This is a genomic window from Burkholderia ubonensis subsp. mesacidophila, from assembly GCF_002097715.1.
GTDB classification, from domain to species: domain Bacteria; phylum Pseudomonadota; class Gammaproteobacteria; order Burkholderiales; family Burkholderiaceae; genus Burkholderia; species Burkholderia mesacidophila.
The window spans coordinates 2887279-2911584 of record NZ_CP020737.1 but is presented as its reverse complement, the minus strand read 5'-3'; the positions used below and the strand labels follow the sequence as shown (position 1 = coordinate 2911584).

26 protein-coding genes, 1 other RNA gene and 1 riboswitch are annotated in these 24306 nt (G+C 69.8%); of the genes, 13 read left to right on the top strand and 14 right to left on the bottom strand.

All coding sequences use genetic code 11. The features are described from left to right. Positions 1-101 precede the first annotated feature (101 nt). On the bottom strand, positions 102-1775 hold the full coding sequence (gene ilvD / locus B7P44_RS13640; protein ID WP_084904992.1) for a dihydroxy-acid dehydratase: 1674 nt from the start codon (positions 1773-1775) through the stop codon (positions 102-104). A gap of 148 nt (positions 1776-1923) precedes the next feature. Between ilvD and B7P44_RS13635 the strand changes: the two genes are divergently transcribed. Continuing rightward, positions 1924-2847 carry a LysR family transcriptional regulator gene (locus B7P44_RS13635; RefSeq protein ID WP_084904990.1) on the top strand — a complete coding sequence of 308 codons (924 nt, stop codon included), beginning with the start codon at positions 1924-1926 and terminating at the stop codon, positions 2845-2847. Between the two features lie 89 nt (positions 2848-2936). Continuing rightward, entirely contained in the window at positions 2937-3827 is an 891-nt protein-coding gene (lgt, locus tag B7P44_RS13630) for a prolipoprotein diacylglyceryl transferase (RefSeq protein ID WP_084904988.1), read from the top strand. 84 nt (positions 3828-3911) lie between these two features. Here lgt and B7P44_RS13625 read toward each other — a convergent pair whose 3' ends face one another. The 5 genes from B7P44_RS13625 to B7P44_RS13605 form a co-directional block, all read right to left on the bottom strand. Beyond that, positions 3912-4652, bottom strand: a complete 741-nt coding sequence (locus B7P44_RS13625; protein ID WP_084904986.1) for an SIMPL domain-containing protein — start codon at positions 4650-4652, stop codon at positions 3912-3914. Between the two features lie 184 nt (positions 4653-4836). Continuing rightward, positions 4837-5298: an EVE domain-containing protein gene (locus tag B7P44_RS13620; protein ID WP_084904984.1), complete on the bottom strand. Its 462-nt coding sequence runs from the start codon at positions 5296-5298 to the stop codon at positions 4837-4839. 73 nt (positions 5299-5371) lie between these two features. Further along, a non-coding RNA gene (ssrS, locus tag B7P44_RS13615) (6S RNA) lies at positions 5372-5553 on the bottom strand. A gap of 88 nt (positions 5554-5641) precedes the next feature. Then, a complete protein-coding gene (locus B7P44_RS13610; protein ID WP_010090984.1) occupies positions 5642-5956 on the bottom strand; it encodes a cell division protein ZapA in 315 nt (104 codons plus the stop codon). Then, positions 5953-6303, bottom strand: coding sequence for an ATPase (locus tag B7P44_RS13605; protein WP_084904982.1), 351 nt, complete (start codon positions 6301-6303; stop codon positions 5953-5955). Before B7P44_RS13605 ends, B7P44_RS13610 begins: the two co-directional genes overlap by 4 nt. 155 nt (positions 6304-6458) lie before the next feature. Next, positions 6459-6710: riboswitch (cobalamin riboswitch) on the top strand. A gap of 66 nt (positions 6711-6776) precedes the next feature. Between B7P44_RS13605 and B7P44_RS13600 the strand changes: the two genes are divergently transcribed. The 6 genes from B7P44_RS13600 to cobC are packed head-to-tail and all read left to right on the top strand — an operon-like array spanning position 6777 to position 12989. Continuing rightward, entirely contained in the window at positions 6777-8684 is a 1908-nt protein-coding gene (locus B7P44_RS13600) for a TonB-dependent receptor domain-containing protein (RefSeq protein WP_084904980.1), read from the top strand. Positions 8685-8726: 42 nt separating this feature from the next. Further along, positions 8727-9740, top strand: a complete 1014-nt coding sequence (locus B7P44_RS13595; RefSeq protein WP_084904979.1) for a FecCD family ABC transporter permease — start codon at positions 8727-8729, stop codon at positions 9738-9740. Continuing rightward, positions 9737-10549 (top strand): ABC transporter ATP-binding protein, encoded by an 813-nt coding sequence (locus B7P44_RS13590; protein ID WP_084904977.1) that lies wholly within the window; start codon positions 9737-9739, stop codon positions 10547-10549. Before B7P44_RS13595 ends, B7P44_RS13590 begins: the two co-directional genes overlap by 4 nt. A 52-nt stretch (positions 10550-10601) precedes the next feature. Continuing rightward, complete coding sequence (gene cobT / locus B7P44_RS13585; protein ID WP_084904975.1) at positions 10602-11654, top strand: nicotinate-nucleotide--dimethylbenzimidazole phosphoribosyltransferase; 1053 nt, start codon at positions 10602-10604, stop codon at positions 11652-11654. Positions 11655-11667: 13 nt separating this feature from the next. Next, on the top strand, positions 11668-12420 hold the full coding sequence (locus tag B7P44_RS13580; protein WP_084906672.1) for an adenosylcobinamide-GDP ribazoletransferase: 753 nt from the start codon (positions 11668-11670) through the stop codon (positions 12418-12420). Next, the gene (cobC, locus tag B7P44_RS13575) at positions 12405-12989 is read left to right on the top strand and encodes an alpha-ribazole phosphatase (RefSeq protein ID WP_084904973.1); all 585 of its coding nucleotides are present in this window, start codon (positions 12405-12407) and stop codon (positions 12987-12989) included. Before B7P44_RS13580 ends, cobC begins: the two co-directional genes overlap by 16 nt. Before the next feature lie 14 nt (positions 12990-13003). On the opposite strand, the gene B7P44_RS13570 is transcribed toward cobC, so the two are convergent. Genes B7P44_RS13570 through cobU form a run of 4 tightly spaced genes read right to left on the bottom strand, consistent with a single transcriptional unit; the run spans position 13004 to position 16425 of the window. Continuing rightward, entirely contained in the window at positions 13004-13921 is a 918-nt protein-coding gene (locus tag B7P44_RS13570; RefSeq protein WP_084906670.1) for a cobalamin-binding protein, read from the bottom strand. Next, entirely contained in the window at positions 13918-14937 is a 1020-nt protein-coding gene (gene cobD, locus B7P44_RS13565) for a threonine-phosphate decarboxylase CobD (protein WP_084904971.1), read from the bottom strand. The genes B7P44_RS13570 and cobD overlap by 4 nt, the downstream gene beginning before the upstream one ends. Then, positions 14930-15877: an adenosylcobinamide-phosphate synthase CbiB gene (gene cbiB, locus B7P44_RS13560; protein ID WP_084904969.1), complete on the bottom strand. Its 948-nt coding sequence runs from the start codon at positions 15875-15877 to the stop codon at positions 14930-14932. The genes cobD and cbiB overlap by 8 nt, the downstream gene beginning before the upstream one ends. Then, positions 15871-16425, bottom strand: a complete 555-nt coding sequence (gene cobU, locus B7P44_RS13555) for a bifunctional adenosylcobinamide kinase/adenosylcobinamide-phosphate guanylyltransferase (RefSeq protein WP_084906668.1) — start codon at positions 16423-16425, stop codon at positions 15871-15873. The genes cbiB and cobU overlap by 7 nt, the downstream gene beginning before the upstream one ends. A gap of 60 nt (positions 16426-16485) precedes the next feature. Here cobU and B7P44_RS13550 point away from each other — a divergent pair, with 60 nt between their 5' ends. The 4 genes from B7P44_RS13550 to B7P44_RS13540 all read left to right on the top strand — a co-directional run bounded on the left by B7P44_RS13550 (position 16486) and on the right by B7P44_RS13540 (position 19548). Continuing rightward, on the top strand, positions 16486-17985 hold the full coding sequence (locus tag B7P44_RS13550) for a cobyric acid synthase (protein ID WP_084904967.1): 1500 nt from the start codon (positions 16486-16488) through the stop codon (positions 17983-17985). A gap of 76 nt (positions 17986-18061) precedes the next feature. Beyond that, entirely contained in the window at positions 18062-18202 is a 141-nt protein-coding gene (locus tag B7P44_RS36325) for a hypothetical protein (protein WP_157721063.1), read from the top strand. Positions 18203-18352: 150 nt separating this feature from the next. Next, positions 18353-18769, top strand: coding sequence for a DoxX family protein (locus B7P44_RS13545; RefSeq protein WP_084904965.1), 417 nt, complete (start codon positions 18353-18355; stop codon positions 18767-18769). 137 nt (positions 18770-18906) lie between these two features. Next, positions 18907-19548 (top strand): ParA family protein, encoded by a 642-nt coding sequence (locus tag B7P44_RS13540; protein ID WP_084904962.1) that lies wholly within the window; start codon positions 18907-18909, stop codon positions 19546-19548. Positions 19549-19656: 108 nt separating this feature from the next. Here B7P44_RS13540 and panD read toward each other — a convergent pair whose 3' ends face one another. The 4 genes from panD to B7P44_RS13520 all read right to left on the bottom strand — a co-directional run bounded on the left by panD (position 19657) and on the right by B7P44_RS13520 (position 22260). Then, positions 19657-20043: an aspartate 1-decarboxylase gene (panD, locus tag B7P44_RS13535; protein ID WP_084904960.1), complete on the bottom strand. Its 387-nt coding sequence runs from the start codon at positions 20041-20043 to the stop codon at positions 19657-19659. A gap of 44 nt (positions 20044-20087) precedes the next feature. Continuing rightward, positions 20088-20927 carry a pantoate--beta-alanine ligase gene (gene panC, locus B7P44_RS13530; protein ID WP_084904957.1) on the bottom strand — a complete coding sequence of 280 codons (840 nt, stop codon included), beginning with the start codon at positions 20925-20927 and terminating at the stop codon, positions 20088-20090. A gap of 222 nt (positions 20928-21149) precedes the next feature. Next, positions 21150-22067, bottom strand: coding sequence for a segregation and condensation protein A (locus B7P44_RS13525; RefSeq protein ID WP_059537028.1), 918 nt, complete (start codon positions 22065-22067; stop codon positions 21150-21152). Positions 22068-22071: 4 nt separating this feature from the next. Next, positions 22072-22260, bottom strand: a complete 189-nt coding sequence (locus B7P44_RS13520) for a DUF3460 family protein (RefSeq protein ID WP_084904954.1) — start codon at positions 22258-22260, stop codon at positions 22072-22074. Between the two features lie 222 nt (positions 22261-22482). Between B7P44_RS13520 and B7P44_RS13515 the strand changes: the two genes are divergently transcribed. Continuing rightward, positions 22483-24291: an autotransporter assembly complex protein TamA gene (locus B7P44_RS13515; protein WP_084904953.1), complete on the top strand. Its 1809-nt coding sequence runs from the start codon at positions 22483-22485 to the stop codon at positions 24289-24291. Positions 24292-24306 lie beyond the last annotated feature (15 nt).

The following is a 24306-nucleotide window of genomic DNA, read 5'->3' as shown; positions in this document are numbered from 1 at the left end:
CCGGCTTGACTCCCGGGCATTATAAAAGCAAAGGGAGCGCGAGTTTTTCGCGCTCCCTTTGCGTGCGGTCAATCAGGGCCGCATCGCGGCCCGGCCGGGCGTCAGCCGGTGACGGCGCCCTGGTTCGCCGGGCGGGCGAGCGCGGCGAACTTCGCGAGCACGCCGCGCGTGTAGCGCGGCGCCGGCTGCTTCCACGCGGCGCGGCGGCGCGCCAGTTCGGCGTCGTCGACATTGAGCTGCAACAGCAGCTTGTGTGCGTCGATCGTGATCGAGTCGCCTTCCTGCACGAGCGCGATCGTGCCGCCGACGAACGCTTCCGGTGCGACGTGGCCGACCACCATCCCCCAGGTGCCGCCCGAGAAGCGGCCGTCGGTGATGAAGCCGACCGACTCGCCGAGGCCTTTGCCGATGATCGCCGAGGTCGGCGCGAGCATCTCCGGCATCCCCGGGCCGCCCTGCGGACCGAGGTAGCGCAGCACGAGGATGTCGCCCGCGTGGATCCGGTCGCCGAGGATCGCCTCCAGCGCGCTTTGCTCGTCGTCGAACACGCGCGCCGGGCCCGTGATGACCGGGTTCTTCAGGCCGCTGATCTTCGCGACCGCGCCGTCTTCCGCGAGGTTGCCCTTCAGGATCGCGAGGTGGCCTTCCTTGTACAGCGCCTGCCCGATCGGGTAGATCACCTTCTGGTCCGCGCGCGGCGTGCTCGACACGTCCTTCAGCTCCTCGGCGAGCGTGCGGCCCGTGATCGTCATGCAGTCGCCATGCAGCAGGCCGGCGTCGAGCAGGATCTTCAGCACCTGCGGAATGCCGCCGGCCTGGTGCAGGTCGGTCGCGACGTACTGGCCCGACGGCTTCAGGTCGCAGATCACCGGCACGCGCTTGCGGATGCGCTCGAAATCGTCGATCGTCCAGTCGACCTCGGCCGCGTGCGCGATCGCCAGGTAGTGCAGCACCGCGTTGGTCGAGCCGCCCGTCGCCATGATCAGCGACACCGCGTTTTCGATCGACTGCTTCGTGATGATGTCGCGCGGCTTCAGGTCCCGCTTGACCGCTTCGACCAGCACGCGCGCCGATTCGGCGGCGGAGTCGACCTTTTCCTCGTCGGGGTTCGCCATCGTCGACGAATACAGCAGCGACATGCCGAGCGCCTCGAACGACGAGCTCATCGTGTTCGCGGTGTACATGCCGCCGCACGAGCCCGTCGTCGGGCACGCGTTCTGCTCGACCCCTTCGAAATCCTCCTGCGACATCCGGCCCGCGGTGAACTCGCCGACCGCCTCGAACGACGACACGATCGTCAGGTCCTTGCCTTTCCAGTGGCCCGGGCGGATCGTGCCGCCGTACACGTAGATGCCCGGCACGTTCAGGCGCGCGAGCGCGATCATCCCGCCCGGCATGTTCTTGTCGCAGCCGCCGACGACGACCACGCCGTCCATCCACTGGCCCTGCACGCAGGTCTCGATGCAGTCGGCGATCACTTCGCGCGATACGAGCGAGTACTTCATCCCCTCGGTGCCCATCGACATGCCGTCCGAGATCGTCGGCGTGCCGAAGATCTGCGGATTCGCGTCGGCGGCCTTCACGGCCGCGACCGCCGCGTCCGACAGGCGCTGCAGGCCCGCGTTGCACGGCGTGATCGTCGAATGGCCGTTGGCGATGCCGATCATCGGCTTGTCGAAATCTTCCTTCCGGTAGCCGAGCGCGTAATACATCGAGCGGTTCGGCGAACGGGCCACGCCCTGCGTGACGTTCTTCGAGCGACGGTTGTATGACATGGGGGACTCCATCCTTGTTGGTGGGGACGTCGGCGGGTGCGTCCGACGGCGACGCATCGACGCGGCTGAGGCAAGAATGCAATGTCCGTTTGAGCGTGTCCAATATATTATTCATCGCCTATTAGGTCGATTCTTATATCACTGATCGATGCCTGACCTGACCCCCGATCTGCGCCAGTGGCGCTATTTCATGACCGTCGCCGAGGAACGCCATTTCGGCCGCGCGGCGGCGCGCCTGTCGATGACGCAGCCGCCGCTGTCGCAGGCGATCCGCGCGCTCGAGGAGCTGCTCGGCGTCGCGCTGTTCGTGCGCACCAAGCGCTCGGTCGCGCTGACCGCGGTCGGCGCGGCGCTGCTGCCGGACGTGCGCAAGCTGCTCGAAGCGGCCGATGCGCTGCCGCCGCGCGCGCAGAGCCTCGCGCGCGGCGAGACCGGCTCGCTCGCGCTCGCGTTCGTGTCGACCGCCGACTACGGGCTCTTGCCATCCCTGCTGCGCGCGTTCGGCGCGCGCTATCCGCAGGTGCGGCTGCAGCTCGAGGAAGCGACGAGCGACGTGCAGATCGAGGAGCTCGCCGCGGGCCGGATCGACGCCGGGCTGATCATTCCGCCGGTGCCGCCGCGTCATGCAGCCGAGCTGTCGTACCTGCCGGTCGTGCGCGAGCCGCTCGTGCTGGCGATGCCGGCCGCCGGAGCGCCGGCCGACACGCCCGAGGACGCGCCGGTGCGGCTCGCCGACGTCGCCCCGCTGCCGCTCGTGATCTTCCCGCGTCGTTTGGCGCCCGGCTTTTATGACATCATTACGGGCTGCTACGGCGCGGCGGGGGTGACCCCGCGCATCGGCCAGGAAGCGATCCAGATGCAGACGATCGTGAGCCTCGTGTCGGCCGGCATGGGCGTCGCACTGGTGCCGCAATCGCTGCGTAACCTGCGGCGCACCGGCGTGGTCTACCGGCCGCTCGCGGACGTCGCGCCCGTCGTCGAGACGGGCCTCGTGTGGCGCACCGGCGACGTCAGTCCTGTGCTGGCCGGCTTCATCGACATCGTGCGCGCACGGGCGTTCGTCCGCGCATGACGCGAACGATGGCGCGCCGGCGCCGTCCAATGCGCGACGCGACGCAGGTGTGCGCGCCGTGCCGAATTCGAAAACTTCACCGCTAACCCATGATCATTCACCCGAATTTCGACCCCGTTGCGATCCATCTCGGGCCGCTGGCCGTGCGCTGGTACGGGCTCATGTATCTCGTCGCGTTCATCGCGGCGATCGTCGTCGGCCGGCTGCGCCTGAAGCTGCCGCATGTGGCCGCGCAGGGCTGGACCGCGAAGGACATCGACGACATGATGTTCTACGGCGTGCTCGGCACGGTGCTCGGCGGCCGGCTCGGCTACGTGCTGTTCTACAAGGCGGGCTACTACATCTCGCACCCGCTCGACGTCTTCAAGGTATGGGAAGGCGGGATGTCGTTTCACGGCGGCTTTCTCGGCGTGACGCTCGCGATGATGCTGTTCGCATGGCAGCGCAAGCGCCACTGGCTGCAGGTCACCGACTTCGTCGCGCCGATGGTGCCGACGGGGCTGGCGGCGGGCCGGCTCGGCAACTTCATCAACGGCGAGCTGTGGGGCCGCGTGACCGATCCGAATTCGCCGTGGGCGATGCTGTTCCCGGGCGCGATGCGCGACGATGCGGCCTGGCTGCCCGCGCATCCGGAGCTCGTCGCGAAGTGGCATCTGGCCGATGTGTTCATGCAATACCAGATGCTGCCGCGCCATCCTTCGCAGCTCTATGAAATCGCGCTCGAAGGCGTCGTGCTGTTCTTCGCGCTGTTCTTCTTCTCGCGCAAGTCGCGGCCGATGGGCGCGATCTCCGCGCTGTTCCTGATCGGCTACGGTCTCGCGCGCTTCACGGTCGAGTTCGCGCGCGAACCGGACGACTTCCTCGGGCTGCTTGCGCTCGGCCTGTCGATGGGGCAGTGGCTGTCGCTGCCGATGATCCTCGCGGGCGTCGCGCTGATGGTCTGGGCCTACCGCCGCCGCGCGGCGACCTCGGCCGCGTGATGCGATCGCGCGACTGACGCACCAACGAAAAACGCCGGCCACTGGGCCGGCGTTTTCGCATCCGATGTGCTCGAGCGTCGTGCGTTACTTCATCTGCACCGAGCCGTTGACCGTGACCGACACGGTCGCCTTGCCGCCTTCGACCGCGATCGGTGCACTCATCTTCGCGCTGTCCATCGGTGCCGCCGCCATCGCCATCATGCGCGGGTACGGCTGCACGTTGCGGCCGCTGCCGACATTCACGTCGCGAATCGAATAGTTGTTGTAGCCGAACGCCTTCGCGGCTTCGTCCGCGCGCACGCGGAACGACTTGATCGCTTCGGTCGTGAGCTTCTGCTCGGCCGCGCGCTGCGCTTCCGGCGACAGCGAGAACTCGACGTTCGCGACCTGCATCTGGTTCGACAGCTGGCCCGCGAGCTTCGACGCCGCGGCGAAATCGCGCGATTCGAGCACGACCTCGGTGCGGCCGCGCCATGCGGAGATCTTGCCGTCGCGATCGGTGCTCGGATAAACGGAGAACGCGCCCGTGTGCGCGGTGACGCCCGACACGCCCTTCGCCTGCGCGAGCGCGGCGTCGGCGCGCTGGTTCAGCGCCGACGTCAGGCTGCCCGGGTCCTTCGCCTGCTGCTCGTAGAACAGCGTGATGTGGATGATGTCCTGCGGCACCTCGGCGCTCGCCTGCGACGACAGCGACAGCACGCCCGACGGTTCCGGAAAGTGCGGGTTGACGGCTTGCGCGCGCGCGGCGGGCGACGCGAGCGTCAGCGCGACGGGAACTGCGGCGGCGAGAACGAGCGACAGCGCGAGTGCGGATTTCTTGGTCATTGTTGGACTCCTTGTGCGAGGGCGCGCACGCTGATCACGCGTGCGCGACGCGGGCGGGCCGCGCGACGAAAAAACGACAGCCGGCCCGATTGGCCGGCAGCGGTTGCTTAGGCTGCGCGACCGCGCCGCGAGTTCCGGACGGGCGGTCGCGTGTTGACCAAATTTGACGTTCGCCCGTTTATGCTCACTTCATCAGCCGTTCGGTGATGAAGCGCCATTCGGCGCGCGTGACGGGCGTGATCGACAGCCGGTTGCCTTTCGCGAGCACGCGCATGTCGGCGAGCTCGTCGTATTCGCGCAGCGCGGCGAGCGGCACGAGCGACGCCTTCTTCACGAAGCGCACGTCGACGAGCAGCCAGCGCGGCGTTTCCTGCGTCGACTTCGGATCGTAATAGGGGCTCTTCGGATCGAACTGCGTGGGATCGGGGTAGGGTGTCGACGACACTTCGGCGAGGCCCGCGATGCCGGGCTCAGGGCAGCTCGAGTGATAGAACAGCACGCCGTCGCCGATCTGCATCGTATCGCGCATGAAATTGCGCGCCTGATAGTTGCGCACGCCGGTCCACGGCAGCGTGCGCTGCGGCGCGCTCGCGAGATCGTCGATGCTCGCTTCGTCCGGTTCGGACTTCATCAGCCAGTATTGCATGGATCGTGATCGACGCAGAAAGAGGCTGCTGCAAAAGGAAACGGCATCGGGTCATGTACCCGATGCCGTTGGATAGGCCCCCGCCTTAGCCGCTAGGCCGGCATCCTGAACCTGGGGTTCAGAATTGGTCGCAGTTAGCAGCACTTCGGGTACATCAGACAGAGTGACGCGCGCGCCCGTGCTACAAATTTCCGCAACCGTGCACATGGCATTGGTTCAAGGAATATATGACCTTGGCGAACCAGGCAGGGAAGCTGACAAAGCTGTGAAACAGTGAATCTATGCGTCCAATTTGACCACTGTTGACCGTGGAGATCAAGGGAAATCGACGCATCGATTCGGGTTACTGTGTCTCGTGCTGTGCGAGCACCGCACCGAGCTGTTCATTCATCTGGCGCATTGTACGCCGGATTTCTTCCGCGGGAAATGCTTCACCGTGACGCACGCTCTGCTGCAGCCGCAGCAACTCCGACGCGAGCGACAGCGCCGCCATCACCGCGATGCGGTCGGTGCCGCGCACCGAGCTGTTCGAGCGGATCTTCGTCATTTCCGCATCGACGCGCGCGACCGCCTCGAGCAGCGCCGCTTCGGTCTCGGCCGAACAGGCGAGCCGGTAGGCCTGGCCGAGAATCGAGACTTCGATCTGCTTGGTGCTCATGCATGTTCTCCGTGGCTGGCCGCGTCGTTGCTATCGGCGCGCGACTGCGCATCCAGCAGGTCCAGCTGGTTGTCGGCTTCGGCCGCGCTCTTCGTGCGCGGCAGCTTCTCGAGAATCGCGTTCAGCTTGACCTGTGCGTCGTCGATCTTCGCCGACAGCGTATCGCGTTCTTCCGCGAGCGCGTTGCGTTCCTCGCGCAGCTGCGTGAGCTCGCCGCGCACCGTGTCCGCTTCCGCGCGCAGTTGCGCGACCTGCTCCTCGAGCGCGAGCCGTTCCGAGTGATAGCGCTGGTTCAGCGCAATCAGTCGGCCAATATTTTGAGATAAGGTTTCGAGTTCGTTGAGCATCTGCTGCGTCCTCTAAAGACCCAGCATTTTAGCGCGGAATAACGCACATTCCGACATATGTAACGTTTCCAGTCGTAACACCCCCGCTTCATGCCGCGAATGCGCGGGTCGCGCGCCGCGCGGACCGCTTTCTTGACGCTCTTGCGGCCCGCTCCTAAACTACGCGCCGCCTCGGTGCTCGCGCGTGCAACGCGCGGTTAAACGGGAAGCAGGGCGCGGGCTCCGCCAGGAGCCGCCAACCTGCGCTGCCCCCGCAACGGTAAGCGGCCGCATCGAACGATGCAGGCCGGCTCGGATGCGCTCGGCGTGTGCGGTTCGCACGCGGGCGCAGGCCACTGCGCATGTCGCGCGGGAAGGCGAGCCGGAACGCCGCCAGCCCGGATACCGGCCGAGGCGGGGAGCCCGTGCGCGGGCTTCGTGACGCGCGGCCTGCGGGGAAGCGGGGCGCGCTGCGGTTCACAGGACTTTCTTCGATGCTGACCCCAATCGCTCGCACGGCGCTCGGCGCGCTTTGCGGGCTGCCGCTCGCCGCCGCCGCGCAGACGGCCGCTGCCGACGGCAAGGCCCCCGCTGCACCCACGGCCGCATCCGCCGGCCATACCGTCGACGACGCCGCGCCGCTCGCGCCGGTCGTCGTCACCGCGCAGCGCGCGCCGCAGGCGCTCGCCGACGCGGTCCCGCAAACCACCGTGTTCGATGCGCAGGACATCGCCGCGCATCCCGGCGCCGATTTGCCGACGCTGCTCGCGCTCGCGCCGGGCGCGCAGATCGTGCGCAACGGCGGCCCGGGCGCGACCGCGACACTGTTCCTGCGTGGCGCGCAATCGACGCAGTCGCTCGTGCTGATCGACGGCGTGCGGGTCGATTCCGCGAGCCTCGGCGCCGCGCAACTGAGCCAGTTGCCGCTCGACCAGATCGAGCGCGTCGAGGTCGTGAACGGCAACGTGTCGTCGCTGTACGGCTCCGGCGCGATCGGCGGCGTCGTGCAGGTGTTCACGAAGCACGGCGGCAATCATCCGCCGCGGTTCAATTTCGCGGTCGGCCTCGGCAGCTACGGCACGCAGACGCAGCAGGCGGGCGTGTCGGGCCGGCTCGACGGCGACGGCAGGACGACCTTCAGCGTGTCGGTCGCGCGCGAGAAGGACAACGGTTTCTCCGCGCTCGATCCGGCGAAGCGGCCGAATGCGAACCCGAACGCGAACGGCTATCTGAACGAGAGCGTCACCGCGTCGCTGCGGCACCGCTTCGATGCCCGCTGGGACGCGGGCGTCAGCTATTTCCAGTCGAACGGCAACAACAGCTACGACAACGCGTCCGGTGCGCCGACCGACCTGAACAACCTGTATTCGCGCGTGCAGCAGGCGCGCGCATTCGCGAACGGCAAGCTGTTCGACTGGTGGACGACGCACGTGAGCGTCGCGATCGGCAACGATCGCAGCCAGCCGGAACTGAACGGTGCTTACACCGACCACTTCAATACCGACAGCCGTCAGTACACGTGGCAGAACGATTTCCGGATCGCGCCGGACCACGTGATCCAGGCCGGCTACGAGCGGCTCGACCAGCAGTTCATGTCGAACGTCTATTCGGCGCCGCAGCGTCACGTGAATTCCGGTTGGCTCGGCTACACGGGGCGCGTCGGCCGCCAGCAGTTCCAGGCGAACGCGCGGCGCGACCAGTATTCTGATTTCGGCGGCGCGAACTCGTACTATCTCGGTTACGGTCTCGATCTCACCGACCGGTGGAAAGTCACGGCGAGCTATTCGAGCGCGTTTCGCGCACCGACCTTTAACGACCTCTACTACCCAATTTTCGGTAATCCGTCGATCCAGCCCGAACGAAGTCATTCGGTTGAGGCCGCGTTGCAGTATGCGTCCGACGCGGTGGGCGTCATGCGCTTGACTGCATTTCAGACTCGTTACTCGAACCTCATCGACTATGCGGTCGTCGCGGGCAGCGCCTTGCCCGTCGCCCAGAACGTCGGCCGTGCAAAGGTGCAGGGGCTCGAAGCATCGTGGCAAGGGCGCGTGGGCGCGACCGACGTGCGGGTGGCTGGCACCTTGCAGAACCCGGTCAACGAATCGCAGAATCAGGACCTGGACCGTCGCGCGCGGCGTTTCGCGTCGGCTGCGGTGAGCCGCGCGTTCGGTCCAGTGCGTGTCGGCGGCGAGTGGTTCGTCAGCGGCGCGCGCAACGATCGGTACGGCGGGCGGCTCGGCGGCTACGGGCTCGTCAACCTGTCCGCGCGCTACAACATCACGAAGGCGTGGTACGTCAGCGCGCGCATCGACAACCTCTTCGACAAGGACTACGAGCTTGCCTACGCCTACAACACGCCGCGTCGCGGCGCCTATGTCACGCTCGGCTGGCAGCAGCAGTAAGCGGCCGGGCGGCGCAGCCGCGCGCGCGGGACGGGCCGCCGCATGAGCCCGGCGCGCGCCGCCGCGATCTGGGCCGCGCTCGCGGCCGCGGTCGCCGCGCTGTTCGTCGCGTCGCTGACGATCGGCAGCGTGCCGATCTCGCCGCTGCAGGCGCTCGCGTCGCTCGTGCCGCACGGCGGCGACGCGTCGGGCGGCGCGGCGCTGTTCGCCGACATCGTCCGTACGCTGCGCCTGCCGCGCGCGCTCGCGGGCTTTGCGTGCGGCGCGCTGCTCGCGCTTGCGGGTGCGCTGCTGCAGGTGCTGCTGCGCAATCCGCTCGCCGAGCCGTACGTGCTCGGCGTGTCGGGCGGCGCGGCTGGCTTCGCGCTGGTCGCGATGATCGCGGGCGGCGCATGGTGGCTCGTCGACGCGTCGGCGTTCGCCGGCGCGCTCGTGTCGGTGGGGCTCGTGCTCGGCCTTGCGCGCCGCGAGCTGTGGCGCGGCGAGCTGCGCGACGCGTCGCCGCGGCTGCTGCTCACCGGCGTCGTGATCGCTGCCGGGTGGGGTGCGCTCGTCACGCTGCTGCTGTCGCTCGCGCCCGATGCGAGGCTGCGCGGCATCATCTTCTGGCTGACGGGCGACCTGAACGGCGTCGCGACGCCGTGGTTCGCGTGGGCCGCGCTCGCGCTCGCCACGGGCGTCGCGCTGCCGGCCGCGCCGCAACTGAACGTGCTGCTGCGCGGCGACGCGACCGCGCTCGCGCTCGGCGTGCCGGTCGCGCGGCTGCGCATGCGAATCTATCTCGTCGCGTCGCTGGCCGCCGCGGCCGCGGTGACGACCGCCGGCACGATCGGCTTCGTCGGGCTCGTCGTCCCGCACGCGCTGCGCCTCGCGTTCGGCAACGACCAGCGCATGCTGCTGCCCGCCGCGATGCTCGCGGGCGGCGGCGGCGTGATGGCGGCCGACCTGCTCGCGCGCACCGTGATCGCGCCCGCGCAACTGCCGGTCGGCGTGATGACCGCGCTGATCGGCGTGCCGGTGTTCCTGTGGATGTTGCTGAGGAGACCGATGCGATGAGCGCGATCGAATTCGATCGTTTCGGCGGCGCCGCGTATGCGGCCGTCGACCTGACGCTGCGAGCCGGCGCGCGCACGCTGCTGAGCGGTTTCACGCACACGTTCCGGCCTGGCGAGATCTGGTGCGTCGCGGGGCCGAACGGCGCAGGCAAGACGACGCTGCTCGCGGCGCTCGCGGGGCTTGCCGCGCCGTCGGGCGGCCACGTCGAAGCCGACGGCCGGCCGCTCGCCGCGTGGCCGTCGGCACAGCTCGCGCAGCGGCGCGCGCTGATGCCGCAGCAACTGCACGACGCGTTCAGCGCGACCGTGTTCGATACGGTGCTGCTGAGCCGCTTCCCATATCTGGGTGGCTGGGGCTGGGAGCGCGACGGCGATCGCGCGGCCGCGCGCGACGCGCTGGAAACCTTCGGCCTGGCGGCGTTCGCCGGGCGCGACGTGCTGTCGCTGTCCGGCGGCGAACGGCAGCGCGTCGCGCTGGCCGCGACGCTGTGCCAGGGCGCGCCGCTGCTGCTGCTCGACGAGCCGCTCGCGCATCTCGACCTGCATCACCAGACCGATTGCCTGACCGCACTGGCCGCGTGGCTCGACGCCGGCCAGCGCACCGTGCTGTTTTCGTGCCACGATCTGAATCTCGCGCGGCGCTTCGCGACGCATGCGCTGCTGCTCGACGGACGCGGCAGCGCATGGGCGGGGCCCGTGCACGATGTGCTGACGCCCGAGCGCGCGAGCGACGCGTTCGGCTATCCGCTGGTGCTGATCCGCCAGGACGGCCGCGATGCGCTGCTGCCCGCATGGCCGGAGCGGCGATGAATGCCATACTTTCGACGCGCGGCGGTTGCCGCGCCCATGAGGTGAACTCCCGATGACACCGACCGACTTCCTGCCCGAGATCGCGCCGCTCGACGCTTCGCTGCGCGCGCGCCTGCAACATGTGATCGACCACAAGACCAAGCCGCCCGGCAGTCTCGGCCAGCTCGAGGCGCTGGCGTTGCAGCTCGGCATGATCCAGCGCACCGAGCGTCCGCTCGTGCAGCGTCCGGTGACGATCGTGTTCGCCGCCGACCACGGGATCGCGGCCGAAGGCGTGAGCCCGTATCCGCAGGCCGTGACCGCGCAGATGGTCGCGAACTTCCTCGCCGGCGGCGCGGCGATCAACGCGTTCTCGAGCGTCGTGCAGAGCACGCTCGAGATCGTCGACGCGGGCGTCGCGTCGCCGCTGCCCGCGTCCGACCGGCTGATCGCGCTGCCGATCGCGCGCGGCACGCGCAACTTCGCGCACGAGCCCGCGATGACGCGCGACGAGGCCGTCGCCGCGCTCGCGGCCGGCGCGGCGCGCGTGCGTCATCACGCGGCGCTCGGCACCAACGTGATCGGCTTCGGCGAGATGGGCATCGCGAACACGTCGTCCGCCGCGTGCCTGATGAGCCGCCTGCTCGACGTGCCGATCGACGCCTGCGTCGGGCGCGGCACCGGCCTCGACGACAAGGGGCTCGCGCACAAGCGCGCGGTGCTCGGGCACGCGCTCGCGCGGCATTCGCACGCGATCACGCCGCTCGACGTGCTCGCGACGTTCGGCGGTTTCGAGATCGCGATGATGACGGGCGCGTTTCTCGCGGCGGCGAGCGAGCGGATGACGATCCTCGTCGACGGCTTCATCGCGACGTCCGCGCTGCTGGTCGCCGAGCGGCTCGCGCCGGCCGTGCGCGACTACTGCGTGTTCTCGCACACGTCGCACGAGGCGGGGCATCGCCGGATGCTCGAGCATTTCGGCGCGAAGCCGCTGCTCGCACTCGACCTGCGGCTCGGCGAGGGCACCGGCGCGGCGCTCGCGTTGCCGCTCGTGTGCGCGGCGGCGGCGTTCATGCGCGAGATGGCGAGCTTCGAATCCGCGGGCGTCGACGATCGTGACGCCTGAACGTGTGACCGGCATGCGCGCCGAGCTGCGTTACTTCTTCGTCGCGCTCGGCTATTTCACGCGCGTGCCGGTGCCGCGCGCGATCGGCTATGCGGCGGGCGATCTCGATCAGGCCGCGCGCTACTTTCCGCTGGTCGGCGCATGCGTCGGCGCATGGGGCGCGCTCGTCTACCTGGCCGCGCTGCGCGTGTTCCCGGCGTCGATCGCGGTCGGCCTGTCGATCGCCGCGACGCTGCTCGCGACCGGCGCGTTCCATGAGGACGGGCTCGCCGACAGCTGCGACGCGTTCGGCGGCGGCTACACGCGCGACGACGTGCTGCGGATCATGCACGACTCGCGGATCGGCACGTTCGGCGCCGCTGCGCTCGTGATCGCGCTCGGCCTGAAGTGGCAGGCGCTCGCCGCGCTGCCGCCGCTGCGCGCCGCATGGACGATGATCGCCGCGCACGCGGCGAGCCGTGCGGCGGCGGTGAGCCTGCTGATGTCGCTCGACTACGTGCGGGCGGAAGGCAAGGCCAAGCCGGTCGCGCAGCGGATGGGGCCGCGCGCCGCGCTGGTTGCGGCGGCGTTCGGGCTGCCGTGGCTGTTCTGGCCGGACTGGCGCATCGGCGTCGCCGCGCTCGGCGCGCTCGTGCTGCTGCGCGCGTGGCTCGCGCGCTATCTGGTCCGGCGGATCGGCGGCTATACCGGCGATTGCCTGGGCTTCGCGCAGCAACTGAGCGAATTGACGATCTATCTCGTGGCGCTCGGATGGATGTCGTCCTGATTCGTCATCCGGCGGTCGCGGTCGATCCAGGCGTGTGCTACGGACGCAGCGACGTGCCGCTCGCGGCGTCGGCGCAGGCTGGCGCACAAGCGGTGCGCGAGCGGCTCGACGCATTGCGCGCGCCATTGCCGCAGCGCATCTGGTCGAGCCCGCTTACGCGTTGCGCGTCGGTCGGCGAACGGCTCGCGCAGGCGCTCGGCGTGCCGTTGCAGTACGACGGGTGCTGGCAGGAGATGGACTTCGGCGCGTGGGAGATGCGGCGCTGGGACGACATCGACCGCGCGGCGCTCGATGCGTGGGCCGCCGATCTGATGCATGCCTGTGCGCATGGCGGCGAGAGCGTCGCGCGCTTCGCCGCGCGGGTCGCGCAGGGCGTCGACGCGACCGTGCACGCCGGCGCGCCGCAATGGGCGGTCACGCATTCGGGCGTGATCCGCGCGTTTGCGGCGCAGGTGCTGCGCGTGCCGCTCGACACGCTGTTGTCGCGGCCGGTGCCGTTCGGCGGCATCGTGTGGCTGCGCATGCGCGATGCCGCCAGCGCGTGGGAGATCGTGCACTGGGATGCGTGAGCGTCACGTGTCCGTCAGCGTGCGGGCCGTCGCGTGCGCGCCGCGTCGAGGTCCTCGCACAGCGCGGCCGCGCCCTGCGCAAGGCGCGGCGATGCGCGGGTCAGCAGGTCGCCGTCGATCGCGAACAGGTTGCCGTGCGCGACGGCCGTCAGCGCCGGCCACGCGCGCCAGCGCGCGAGGCTCGGCAACGCGTCGTTCGACGGCGTCGCACCGGCGCTCGTCGTCACGATCGCTTCGGGATTGGCCGCGAGCACGGCCTCGTCGGTCACCGTCGGCACGAGCGGCCTGAGCGATGCGAACACGTTGCGGCCGCCGCATAGCGCGATCACGTCGCTGATCAGATGCGCGCCGTTGAGCGTCATCAGCGGCCGGTCCCACACCTGGAAGAACACCGTGACGGGCGGGCGCGCCGCATAGCGCGTGCGCAGCGCATCGACGTCGCGCGTGAACGATGCCGCCGCGGCGTCGGCCGCGGGCTGCGTGCCGAGCAGCGCGCCGAGCTGGCGCAGCGACGTCGCGATGTCGTCGAGACGTTTCGGTTCGCTGTAGAACAGCGGGATGTGCAACGCGCGCAGCGCATCCGTCTGCCGTTCGGCGTTGCCGTGACGCCAGACGACGATCAGGTCGGGCTTCAGCGCGGCGATGCGTTCGAGATCGAGCGACTTGTTGTCGCCGACGCGCGGCACCGATTTCGCGGCGCTCGGGTAGTCGCTGTACGTGACCGTGCCGACGAGCTTCGCACCGCCGCCTGCCGCGTAGATCAGCTCGGTCGCGTGCGGCGCGAGGCTGACCACGCGCTGCGCGGGGACGGGGAGCGCGACCGTGTTGCCGGCGTCGTCGCGCGCGCTGACGTTCGCGTGCGCGAGCGGGGCGGCGCCGAGCGCGACCAGCGCAGCGAGCGCCGGCAGGCAGCGGCGCGCATCTTTCGTCATCGCGGCTGCGCGTGCAATGCCGGCACGCATTGCGCAAGCGCGCGCTCGAGACGCTGCCATTCGCCGTCGTTGCCCGGCAAGCCGAAGCGCACGCTCGACGGCTGCGCGAAATGGCGCGTCCAGATGCCGTGTCGTGCCAGCGCCGCATGCAAGGCCGCCGCGCGCGGATCGGCGCTCCAGCTGAACAGCGGCGTTGCGTGCACGACGAAGCCGTGTGCGCGCAGCAACGCCGCGAGCCGCTCGCCGTCGGCGGCGAGCCGTTCGCGGGCGGCCGCCTGCCACGCGCGGTCGACGAACGCGGCGGCCACCGCGTGACGCGCGGGGCCGCCGACCGTCCACGCGCCAAGCGTGTCGCGCAGTGACCCGATCAGCTCGGGATGCGCCAGCACGAAACCGGCGCGGATGCCGGCGAGGCCGAAGAACTTGCCGACCGAGCGCAGGACGACGAGACCCGGGCGATTCACGCAGGCGGCGAGCGAGCCGGTCGCGCCCGTATCGGCGAACGCCTCGTCGACGATCAGCGTGCCGCCGCGCGCCGCCAGCTGCGCGTGCCAGTCGAGCAGGCGCTCGGCGGCGACGCGCTCGGCGGTCGGGTTGTTCGGATTCCCGACGATCACGTGACGCAGCGTCGCGGGCAGCGTGTCGACGGCGATGTCGAGCGGTGCGATGCGATGGCTGCGCCGCGCGAAGGCGGGCCCGTACTCGCCGTACGCGAGCGGTGCGACGCCCACGTCGCCGTCGGGCAGCAGCGCGGGCAGCGCGCGGATCGCGGCCTGGCTGCCGGCCACCGGCAGCACGTGCGCCGGGTCCGGCGCGCCGTAGTAATCGGCCGCGCACGCGGCGAGCCCGTCGCCGTCGTCGGGCAGCCGCCGCCACGCGTCGGCGGGCACGGGCGGCACCGGATAGCCGACCGGGTTGATGCCGGTCGACAGGTCGAGCCACGCATCGTACGGAATGCCGTGGCGGCGCGCGGCGGCGTGCAGGTTGCCGCCGTGCGCGATTCGGGTGTCAGACATGTTGGGTGCCCATGACGAGGATGGCGCTCGCGACCAGCAGCGCGAGCCAGAGCGCGAGCGTGCGCGTGACGAGCGACAGCGCGGCGACGATGTGCGTGGCGCTCGCGGGCGAACCCGCGCCGAGCACCGGGCGATGCTCGAGCTCGCCGTGATAGACGGCCGGGCCGCCGAGCTGCACGTTCAGGCTGCCGGCGCCGGCAGCCATCACCGGGCCCGCGTTCGGGCTGTCCCAGTGCCGCGCCTGCGTGCGCCAGCAGCGCCAGGCCGACGCGGTGTCGCCGAGCAGCGCGTAGCTCGCGGCCGTGAGGCGCGCGGGCACCCAGTTCAGCGCGTCGTCGATCCGCGCGGCGGCCCAGCCGAAGGTCAGGAAGCGCGGCGTGCGGTAGCCCCACATCGCGTCGAGCGTGTTCGCGAGCCGGAACATCAGCGCGCCGGGGCCGCCGGCGATGACGAACCAGAAGAGGGCGCCGAAGATCGCGTCGTTGCCGTTCTCGAGCGCCGATTCGACGGCCGCGCGCGACAGCGCGCCCTCGTCGGCGGCGCTGGTGTCGCGCGACACGATGCGCGCGGTCAGCGCGCGCGCGCCCGGCAGGTCGTGCCGGAGCAGCGCGGCGGCGATCGGCGCGAGGTGGTCCGCGAGGCTCTTCGCGCCGAGCGCGAACCACAGCAGCGCGACATGCAGCGCGGCCGCGAGCGGCGTGGGCAGCGCGGCGGCCAGCCACGCGGCGATCAAGACCGGCGGCGCGACGGCCGCGAGCCACGCGGCGATGCCCGTCAGGCGGCCGCGCCGGCCGGTGTTCAGTGCAGCCTCGATGCGCGCGGCGAGCCGCCCGAACGCGACGAGCGGATGCGCGGCCGACGACGGCTCGCCGACCACGCGGTCGACGATCACCGCGATGACTGCGAGCATCGCGACCGTGGGCAACGACAGCATCAGCATGACGCGGGCTCCGTCTTGATCGCGACCGGCAGCCCGGCGACGAGCAGCGTGACGCGCGTCGCGAGCGCGGCGACGCGCTGGTTCAGGCGGCCGAGCTCGTCGACGTAGCGGCGCGTGAGCGCGCCGAGCGGCACGACGCCGAGCCCGATCTCGTTGCTGACGACGATCACCTTCGCGCGAGCGTGGCGCAGCGCGGCTTCGAGCGCGGCGACGCGTGCTTCGTAGTGCGCGTCGTCGAGCGGTTCGCCGTCGGCCGGGCACAGCAGGTTCGTGAGCCACAGCGTCAGGCAGTCGACGAGCAGGCACGCGCCGGGATCGTCGAGCCGCGCGAGGGTTTCGGCAAGCTCGACGGGCGCGTCGGCGAATCCCCAGCTCGCGGGCCGGCGCGCGCGATGATGCGCGATGCGCTGCGCGAATTCGGCGTCGGCGGCCTGCGCGGTCGCGATATAGGTGACGGGGCGACCGCTGTCGGCCGCGAGCCGCTCGGCATGCGCGCTCTTGCCCGAGCGTGCACCGCCGAGGACGAAGGTGAGATCGTGCGGAATCATCGCGTGATTGTAACGGCGCAGGCGATAATGCGGCCTTCGATTCGCCACGCCTTTTACACGATGAATGCACCCGAGCTGCGGCCGCGCGGCACGCTGATGATCCAGGGCACGACGTCGGATGCCGGCAAGAGCACGCTCGTCGCGGGCCTGTGCCGCCTGGCGCGCCGCGCCGGCGCGCGCGTCGCGCCGTTCAAGCCGCAGAACATGGCGCTTAACAGCGCGGTGACGGCCGACGGCGGCGAGATCGGCCGCGCGCAGGCGCTGCAGGCGCTCGCCGCGGGCGTCGCGCCGCATACCGATTTCAACCCCGTGCTGCTCAAGCCGACCAGCGACCGCGGCGCGCAGGTGATCATCCACGGCAAGGCGCGCGCGAACCTGAACGCGCGGGCGTACCACGACTACAAGCCGGTTGCGTTCGACGCGGTGCTCGAATCGTATGCGCGGCTGCGCGCCGGCTACGACACGGTGATCGTCGAGGGCGCGGGCAGCCCGGCCGAGATCAACCTGCGCGAAGGCGATATCGCCAACATGGGCTTCGCCGAGCGCGTCGACTGCCCGGTGGTGCTGGTCGCCGACATCGACCGCGGCGGCGTGTTCGCGCATCTGGTCGGCACGCTCGCGTGCCTGTCGGACAGCGAGCGCGCGCGGGTGCGCGGCTTCGTGATCAACCGCTTCCGCGGCGACTTCAAGCTGCTCGAACCGGGCCTCGACTGGCTGCGCGCGCAGACCGGCAAGCCGGTGTTCGGCGTGCTGCCGTACCTGCACGGCCTCACGCTCGACGCGGAGGACATGCTGCCCGCGCAGGCGCGCAGCGGCGCCGCGCACGCGGACGGCCGCGTGCTGCGCGTCGTCGTGCCGGCGCTGCCGCGGATCAGCAACCACACCGATTTCGACCCGCTGCGCGCGCATCCGCAGGTCGAGTTCACATACTGGAAGAGCGGCCCGCTGCCGGCCGCCGACCTGCTGATCCTGCCCGGATCGAAGAGCGTGCAGCGCGATCTCGCGTGGCTGCGCGACGCCGGCTGGGACGCGGCGATCCGGCGGCACCTGCGCTATGGCGGCAAGGTGATCGGCATCTGCGGCGGCATGCAGATGCTCGGCCGCTCGCTCGACGATCCGCTGGGCCTCGAAGGTGCGCCGGGCAGTGTGCCGGGGCTCGGCCTGCTCGAGTTCGACACGACGCTGCAGCCGGACAAGACGCTCAAGAACGTGACGGGCCGCCTGACCCTGCCGGGAGGGGCGGCCGTGCGCGGCTACGAGATCCACATGGGCGAGACGCGTGGCCCCGCGCTCGCGGCGCCGGCGCTCGAGCTGACGGCCGACGGCGCGGCCGCCGCGCACGCGGACGGTGCGCGCTCCGACGACGGCCAGATCATCGCCACCTACGTGCACGGGCTGTTCGACGCGCCGGACGCGTGCGCGGCGCTGCTCGCGTGGGCGGGCCTCGACGCGGCCGAGCGGATCGACTACCCGGCGCTGCGCGAGGCGTCGCTCGAACGCCTCGCCGACACGTTCGCCGCGCATCTCGACCTGCAGGCGCTGTACGCCGAATTCCGCTGAGCGGTTCGACCTCGCTTTTTTCGTCGTGTGGCGTACAACCAAAGGAGGGCGGATATCCGTCCGGAGGAGCGCGACGATGAAAGCTCGACGGTGGTGGGGCATCTTGCTGCTGGCGTTGCTGACTGTCCCGACGCTGGCGCAGGCCTGCGATTACGGATCGGGCGGCGGCAACTCGTCCGGCTATAGCGGATCGCAGGGCAAGGGCGGCGGCGGCTGACTCATGAATCGGGGGCATGACAGATCATGCCCCGTTTTATTTGAATTCGTTCTTGTGAAGAAGTAATTTAAGCGTGGTTGCGTGTTTATTGGCGGAAAAGGTTCGAATAGAGTGCGGTTCATTCCAATCCACTCCCGAAGGAACCCCGACATGAACCCCAACCGCCTCAACGATTTCGCCGCGACGCTGCTGCGCGTCGCGCTCGGCGTGCTGTACCTCGCGCACGTCGCGCAGAAGGTGTTCGTCTTCACGCTGCCCGGCACCGCGCAGTTCTTCACGTCGATCGGCCTGCCCACGTGGCTCGCGTACGTCACGACGGTGGTCGAGCTGGCGGGCGGCATCGCGCTCCTGACCGGCTTCCGCGTGCGTGCCGCCGCGCTGGCGCTGCTGCCGTTCATGCTCGGCGCGACCGCCGCGCACCTGCCGAACGGCTGGAGCTTCGGGGCGCCGCACGGCGGCTGGGAATATCCGGCGTTCTGGGCGGTGACGCTCGCCGTGCAGGCGCTGCTGGGCGGCGGCGCGTTCGCGCTCGGCGCGCCGCGGGCCGCGGCGCAGCGCACGTCGTGACCCGGCCCGGCGCCGGGGCGGATCGATGCCACCGGTTCCGGTGATGCCCCATTTGCCGATATCATCGCTCCCTGTATCCGCAATTGTGCGGCGCCCGCCTGCCTGCCGGCGCCGCGCGGCTTCTTCGGGGGGAATTCATGACGGTTATCGTGGTGGCGAATCCGAAGGGCGGCGTCGGCAAGAGCACGCTGTCCACCAATCTCGCTGGTTATTTCGCGGCGCAGGGCGCCTGGGTCGCGCTGGCCGATCTCGACCGGCAGCAGTCCGCGCATGCGTGGCTCGACCTGCGCCCGGCGGGGCTGCCCGCCATCGAGGCGTGGGAGCTCGATCCGGATGCGCCGTCGAAGCCGCCGCGCGGCCTCGAATACGCGGTGATCGACACGCCGGCCGGCCTGCACGGCAGCCGGCTCAACCTCGCGCTGCAGCTCGCGGACAAGGTGATCGTGCCGCTGCAGCCGTCGATGTTCGACATCCTCGCGACCCAGCACTTCCTCGAACGGCTCGCGAACGAGAAGGCGGTGCGCAAGGGCAGCGTCGAAGTCGGCATCGTCGGGATGCGGGTCGATGCGCGCACGCGCTCGTCCGAGCAGCTGCACCGCTTCGTCGAGGGGCTCGAGCTGCCGGTGCTCGGCTACGTGCGCGACACGCAGAACTACGTGCAGCTCGCCGCGCACGGGCTCACGCTGTGGGACGTCGCGAAGAGCCGCGTCGACAAGGATCTCGAACAGTGGGGCCCGATCGTCGCGTGGGCGGAGCGCAAGGCGTCGAAGGGCGCATAACGGAGCGGATCGGCCGCCGGCGCTAACCGCCGCTGCGCCGCGCGCATAGGACAAGGGCCGGATTCCGTGCTGCACGGAATCCGGCCCTTTGCATTGAGCGGCCCCGGCTTACGACCAGCTCTGGGTCGGCACGTGGTCGCGGCTACCCTTGATCTTGTTGTTGTCGTCGACGAACACGAGGTCCGGCTTCCAGCCGGCTTGCAGTTCGGCTTCGTCGACCATCGCGAACGCCGCGATGATCACCAGATCGCCGAGCTGCGCGCGCCGCGCGGCCGAGCCGTTCAGCGAGATCATCCCGCTGCCGCGTTCGCCCTTGATCGCGTAGGTCGAGAAGCGTTCGCCGTTGTTGATGTTCCAGATGTCGATCCGCTCGTTTTCCGCGATGTTCGCGGCTTCGAGCAGGTCCTCGTCGATCGCGCACGAGCCTTCGTAATGCAATTCGCAGTGCGTGACGGCCACGCGGTGGATCTTCGATTTGAGCATGTGGCGCTGCATGGGGCCTCCTTGATGCGTCGTGATGCGCTGGCGGACGAAAGCCGTCAGATTTCCAGGTTGTCGATGAGGCGCGTCGCGCCGAGCTTCGCGGCCGCGAGCACGACGAGCGGCTCGCCGGCTTCGAGCTCGGCGGCGCTCGGCGCGATCAGGTTCGCGCGCCGGCGGATCGAGAGGTAGTCGGGCGCCCAGCCGCGGCCGGCGAGGTGCGCCTGCGCGTGCTGCTCGAGCTTGCCGAGGTCGCGCTCGCCGCCGAGCACGCTTTCGCGCACGCGCTGCAGCGTCTTCGCGAGCTCCGGCGCCTCCTGGCGCTCGGCCGGCGCGAGATAGCGGTTGCGCGACGACAGCGCGAGGCCGTCGGTGTCGCGCACGGTCTCGGCCGCGATGATGTCGACCGGCATCGCGAGCTGCTGGCACATGCGGCGCACGATCATCAGCTGCTGATAGTCCTTCTTGCCGAACACGGCGACGCGCGGCTGCACGCAGGCCATCAGCTTCGCGACGACCGTGCACACGCCGGTGAAGAAGCCGGGCCGGAACTCGCCCTCGAGGATCCCGCCGAGGTCGTCCGGCGGCTGCACGCGGTATTCCTGCGGTTCCGGATACATGTCGCGCTCGGTCGGCGCGAACAGCACGTAGACGTTTTCCTTCTGCAGCTTGTCGATGTCGTCCTGCAGCGTGCGCGGATACTTGTCGAAATCCTCGTTCGGTCCGAACTGCAGGCGGTTGACGAAAATGCTCGCCACGACCGGATCGCCGTGCTGGCGCGCGAGGCGCATCAGCGACAGGTGCCCTTCGTGCAGATTGCCCATCGTCGGCACGAAGGCGGTGCGGTTCTGTCCGCGCAACTGGTCGCGCAGTTCCTGGATCGAGCTGATGACTTTCATGATCGGGTAGCGGGTTCCTCGCGCTGGCGCGCGTTGACGTCGCGGCAGGCGGCGTCGGGGTCGAAGCGGCAAACGCGTCCGCGCGCGGGCGGCGCGTCGGGCGTCGGCGGATTGTAGAGGATTTGGCCGCCGGACGCACCGATAAAAGGACGATCGTTCACTTTTATCGGGGATACGGCTGAGCGGGCAGGCCGGCGCCGGCGCGCCGCCCGGCGGCGCAATTCAGGCGGGCAGGTACGCGAGGCGCACGTAGATCGGCGCGAACGGTTCGGGCTGGGTGATCTCGACGAGCGATTCGCGCGCCAGCTCGAGCATCGCGATGAAGTTCACGACGACGACCGGCACGCCGCGCGACGTGTCGAACAGCTCGGCGAACTCCATGAAGCGCGCGTTCTGCAGCTTGCGCAGGATCAGGCTCATGTGCTCGCGCACCGACAGCTCCTCGCGGGAGATCTTGTGATGCTGGACGAGCTTCGCGCGCTTGAGCACGTCGGCCCATGCGGCGCGCAGGTCGTCGGAGTTCACGTCGGGGAAGCGCGGCGTGATGCTCTGCTCGATGTACACCTCGGCGCGCAGGAAGTCGCGGCCGAGCTGCGGCAGCCGGTCGAGGCGCTGCGCGGCGAGCTTCATCTGCTCGTATTCGAGCAGACGGCGCACCAGCTCGGCGCGCGGATCTTCCGCCTCCTCGCCGGTGTCGGCCTTCTTGACCGGCAGCAGCATCCGCGACTTGATCTCGATGAGCATCGCGGCCATCAGCAGGTACTCGGCCGCGAGTTCGAGGTTCGACGCGCGGATCTGGTCGACATAGCCCAGATACTGCGCGGTGACCTGCGCCATCGGGATGTCGAGCACGTTGAAGTTCTGCTTGCGGATCAGGTAGAGCAGCAGGTCGAGCGGGCCTTCGAACGTTTCGAGGAACACCTCGAGCGCGTCGGGCGGGATGTACAGGTCCTGCGGCAGCTTGAAGAGCGGCTCGCCGTACAGGCGCGCGAACGCCGCGACGCCGTCGACCGTGTCGGGCGTCGAATCGGCGCCCGCGGGCGCGGCGACCGCGTCTTCCGGCCTGGCCACGTCAGGCTGGGCCGCATTAGGCCGGGCCGCGTCAGGCCGGGCGGCGCTGGCCTCGTCGGCGGCGCTCACGTCGTCAGAAGTTCTGGTAGTAGACGTAGGACGTTTGCTTCACGCGCGATTCCTGCTGCGCGGCACGCTCGTCGAGTTCGACCGGCTGCTTGTCCCACAGCAGTGCGCGGCCCTTGCGCTGCTCTTCCTCGAGCGTCGGCTTCTGCTGCTTGAGCTGGTTCAGGAATTGCGTGACGTCGGACTGGTACGGCATGGCTTGGCTTTCCGTTTCAGGGCGGCGCGCAACGCGCCGGATTGTGCGATGGCGGGATTTTACCGCATCGCAGGGAACAGCCGGCGTGAAACGCACGTCGAACGCGCGGGCGTCGCGCCGTTGCGCGCAAGCGTCAAAGCGGCGCGCGGGCGGGGGTGGCGACGTCCGTGTGGTCAAATACGGTTTTTCGAACAATTCACATCATTGAGGGCGAGGTCATATTTGGCGGGGCAGGCACACCAGCAACGAGACACGGCGCGTGACGCAGCGCGGGGCGCCCGACGCGGCGACGCCGGCGCGGCCCGGGCCGCGCGCATCCTCGCCGGCTGCCTGGCGGCGCTCGCCGCGCTGCCCGCCTGGGCGAAATACGACGTCGAGATCGACGCGCCGCGCGCGATCCGCAAGCTCCTCAAGTCTCACCTCGACATCGCGCGCTTCGGCAAGCGCGACGACGTCAGCGACGACCAGTTCGACTTCCTCGTCACCGCCACGCCGCAGCAGGTGCGCGACCTGACCGCGACCGAAGGCTATTTCTCGCCGGTCGTGCGCACCGACGTGCGCACGCGCGACGGCAAGCGCAACGTGAAGATCGCGGTCGATCCGGGGCCGCAGACCGTCGTGTCGTCGGTCGACCTGACGTTCAACGGGCCGGTCGGCTCGGAAGACCCGAAGCAGGAGCGCGCGACGCGCTTCGCGTTCTCGCTGAAGGCGGGCGACCCGTTCACGCAGGCGGGCTGGGACGGCGCGAAGGGCGCGGCGCTCAAGCAGCTGCAGTCGCGCCGCTACCTCGGCGCGAAGATCACCGCGTCCGAGGCGCGCATCGATCCGCGCACGCAGCACGCGACGCTCGCGGTCACGTTCGACAGCGGCCCGACGTTCACGATCGGCAAGGTTGACGTCGAAGGCGTGCGCCGCTATCCGGAGAAGATCGTCACCAACGTCAATCCGCTGTCCGAAGGCGAGATCTACGACGTGCAGCGGATCACCGAGCTGCAGCGGCAACTGCAGAACACGCCGTACTACGCGAGCGTCGCGATCGACGTCGGCAGCGACACCGACAAGCCGGACCGGACGCCCGTGCACGTGAAGGTCAGCGAGTACCCGTACAACAGTGTGCGTGGCGGAGTCGGCTACGCGACCGACACCGGCCCGCACATCCAGGGCGCGTACACGTACCTCGACACGTTCGGCGCGGCCTGGCCGCTGACGGTGTCGGGGCGGCTCGACCAGATCCAGCAGTACGGCCAGGTCCAGCTGTCGATGCCGCCGGGGCCGCGCGCGTGGACCAACAGCGTGCTCGCGTCATATACGAACACCGACGTGTCGGACACGCGCATCTACAGCGCGCGGGTCGGCGTGCAGCGCACCCGCACCGGGCAGTACATCGACTACGCGTATTCGCTGATGCTGTATCAGGACCGGCTCAACCAGAACGGCGCGGGACCGACCATGAGCCGCGCGCTCGTGCCGCAGTGGGCATGGACGCGCCGCAACGTCGACGATCCGCTGTTCCCGCGCTCGGGCAACCTGATTCACGCGGAGGCCGGCTTCGCGATCAAGAACGTGCTGACCGACCAGACCTTCATCCGCGGCTACGCGCGCGGCCAGCAGTATGTGCCGATCGGCAAGCGCGACCTGTTCGTGTTCCGCGCGGAGCTGGGCGGCGTGTTCACGAGCGGCAGCTCGACCGGCGTGCCGGCGTCGCTGCTGTTCCGCGCGGGCGGCTCGAACTCGGTGCGCGGCTACGGCTACCAGAGCATCGGCAACAACGTCGACGGCTCGGTGCTGCCGACCAAGTACCTGACGACCGCCACCGCCGAATACCAGCACTGGTTCAACCGCGACTGGGGCGCCGCGACGTTCTTCGACGTCGGCACCGCGACCGACGCATGGGGCGAGAAGGTGTTCTACAAGGGCGTCGGCATCGGCGCGCGCTGGCGCAGCCCGGTCGGGCCGATCAATTTCGACCTCGCCTACGGGCTGCGCAACCACAGCGTGCGCCCGTACCTGACGCTCGGCGTCGCTTTCTGACCGAACCGATTCATC

Coding starts and splice junctions, on each gene's coding strand:
- ilvD (WP_084904992.1), bottom strand. CDS start 1,775: ATGTCATACAACCGTCGCTCGAAGAACGTCACGCAGGGCGTGGCCCGT.
- B7P44_RS13635 (WP_084904990.1), top strand. CDS start 1,924: ATGCCTGACCTGACCCCCGATCTGCGCCAGTGGCGCTATTTCATGACC.
- lgt (WP_084904988.1), top strand. CDS start 2,937: ATGATCATTCACCCGAATTTCGACCCCGTTGCGATCCATCTCGGGCCG.
- B7P44_RS13625 (WP_084904986.1), bottom strand. CDS start 4,652: ATGACCAAGAAATCCGCACTCGCGCTGTCGCTCGTTCTCGCCGCCGCA.
- B7P44_RS13620 (WP_084904984.1), bottom strand. CDS start 5,298: ATGCAATACTGGCTGATGAAGTCCGAACCGGACGAAGCGAGCATCGAC.
- B7P44_RS13610 (WP_010090984.1), bottom strand. CDS start 5,956: ATGAGCACCAAGCAGATCGAAGTCTCGATTCTCGGCCAGGCCTACCGG.
- B7P44_RS13605 (WP_084904982.1), bottom strand. CDS start 6,303: ATGCTCAACGAACTCGAAACCTTATCTCAAAATATTGGCCGACTGATT.
- B7P44_RS13600 (WP_084904980.1), top strand. CDS start 6,777: ATGCTGACCCCAATCGCTCGCACGGCGCTCGGCGCGCTTTGCGGGCTG.
- B7P44_RS13595 (WP_084904979.1), top strand. CDS start 8,727: ATGAGCCCGGCGCGCGCCGCCGCGATCTGGGCCGCGCTCGCGGCCGCG.
- B7P44_RS13590 (WP_084904977.1), top strand. CDS start 9,737: ATGAGCGCGATCGAATTCGATCGTTTCGGCGGCGCCGCGTATGCGGCC.
- cobT (WP_084904975.1), top strand. CDS start 10,602: ATGACACCGACCGACTTCCTGCCCGAGATCGCGCCGCTCGACGCTTCG.
- B7P44_RS13580 (WP_084906672.1), top strand. CDS start 11,668: ATGCGCGCCGAGCTGCGTTACTTCTTCGTCGCGCTCGGCTATTTCACG.
- cobC (WP_084904973.1), top strand. CDS start 12,405: ATGGATGTCGTCCTGATTCGTCATCCGGCGGTCGCGGTCGATCCAGGC.
- B7P44_RS13570 (WP_084906670.1), bottom strand. CDS start 13,921: ATGACGAAAGATGCGCGCCGCTGCCTGCCGGCGCTCGCTGCGCTGGTC.
- cobD (WP_084904971.1), bottom strand. CDS start 14,937: ATGTCTGACACCCGAATCGCGCACGGCGGCAACCTGCACGCCGCCGCG.
- cbiB (WP_084904969.1), bottom strand. CDS start 15,877: ATGCTGATGCTGTCGTTGCCCACGGTCGCGATGCTCGCAGTCATCGCG.
- cobU (WP_084906668.1), bottom strand. CDS start 16,425: ATGATTCCGCACGATCTCACCTTCGTCCTCGGCGGTGCACGCTCGGGC.
- B7P44_RS13550 (WP_084904967.1), top strand. CDS start 16,486: ATGAATGCACCCGAGCTGCGGCCGCGCGGCACGCTGATGATCCAGGGC.
- B7P44_RS36325 (WP_157721063.1), top strand. CDS start 18,062: ATGAAAGCTCGACGGTGGTGGGGCATCTTGCTGCTGGCGTTGCTGACT.
- B7P44_RS13545 (WP_084904965.1), top strand. CDS start 18,353: ATGAACCCCAACCGCCTCAACGATTTCGCCGCGACGCTGCTGCGCGTC.
- B7P44_RS13540 (WP_084904962.1), top strand. CDS start 18,907: ATGACGGTTATCGTGGTGGCGAATCCGAAGGGCGGCGTCGGCAAGAGC.
- panD (WP_084904960.1), bottom strand. CDS start 20,043: ATGCAGCGCCACATGCTCAAATCGAAGATCCACCGCGTGGCCGTCACG.
- panC (WP_084904957.1), bottom strand. CDS start 20,927: ATGAAAGTCATCAGCTCGATCCAGGAACTGCGCGACCAGTTGCGCGGA.
- B7P44_RS13520 (WP_084904954.1), bottom strand. CDS start 22,260: ATGCCGTACCAGTCCGACGTCACGCAATTCCTGAACCAGCTCAAGCAG.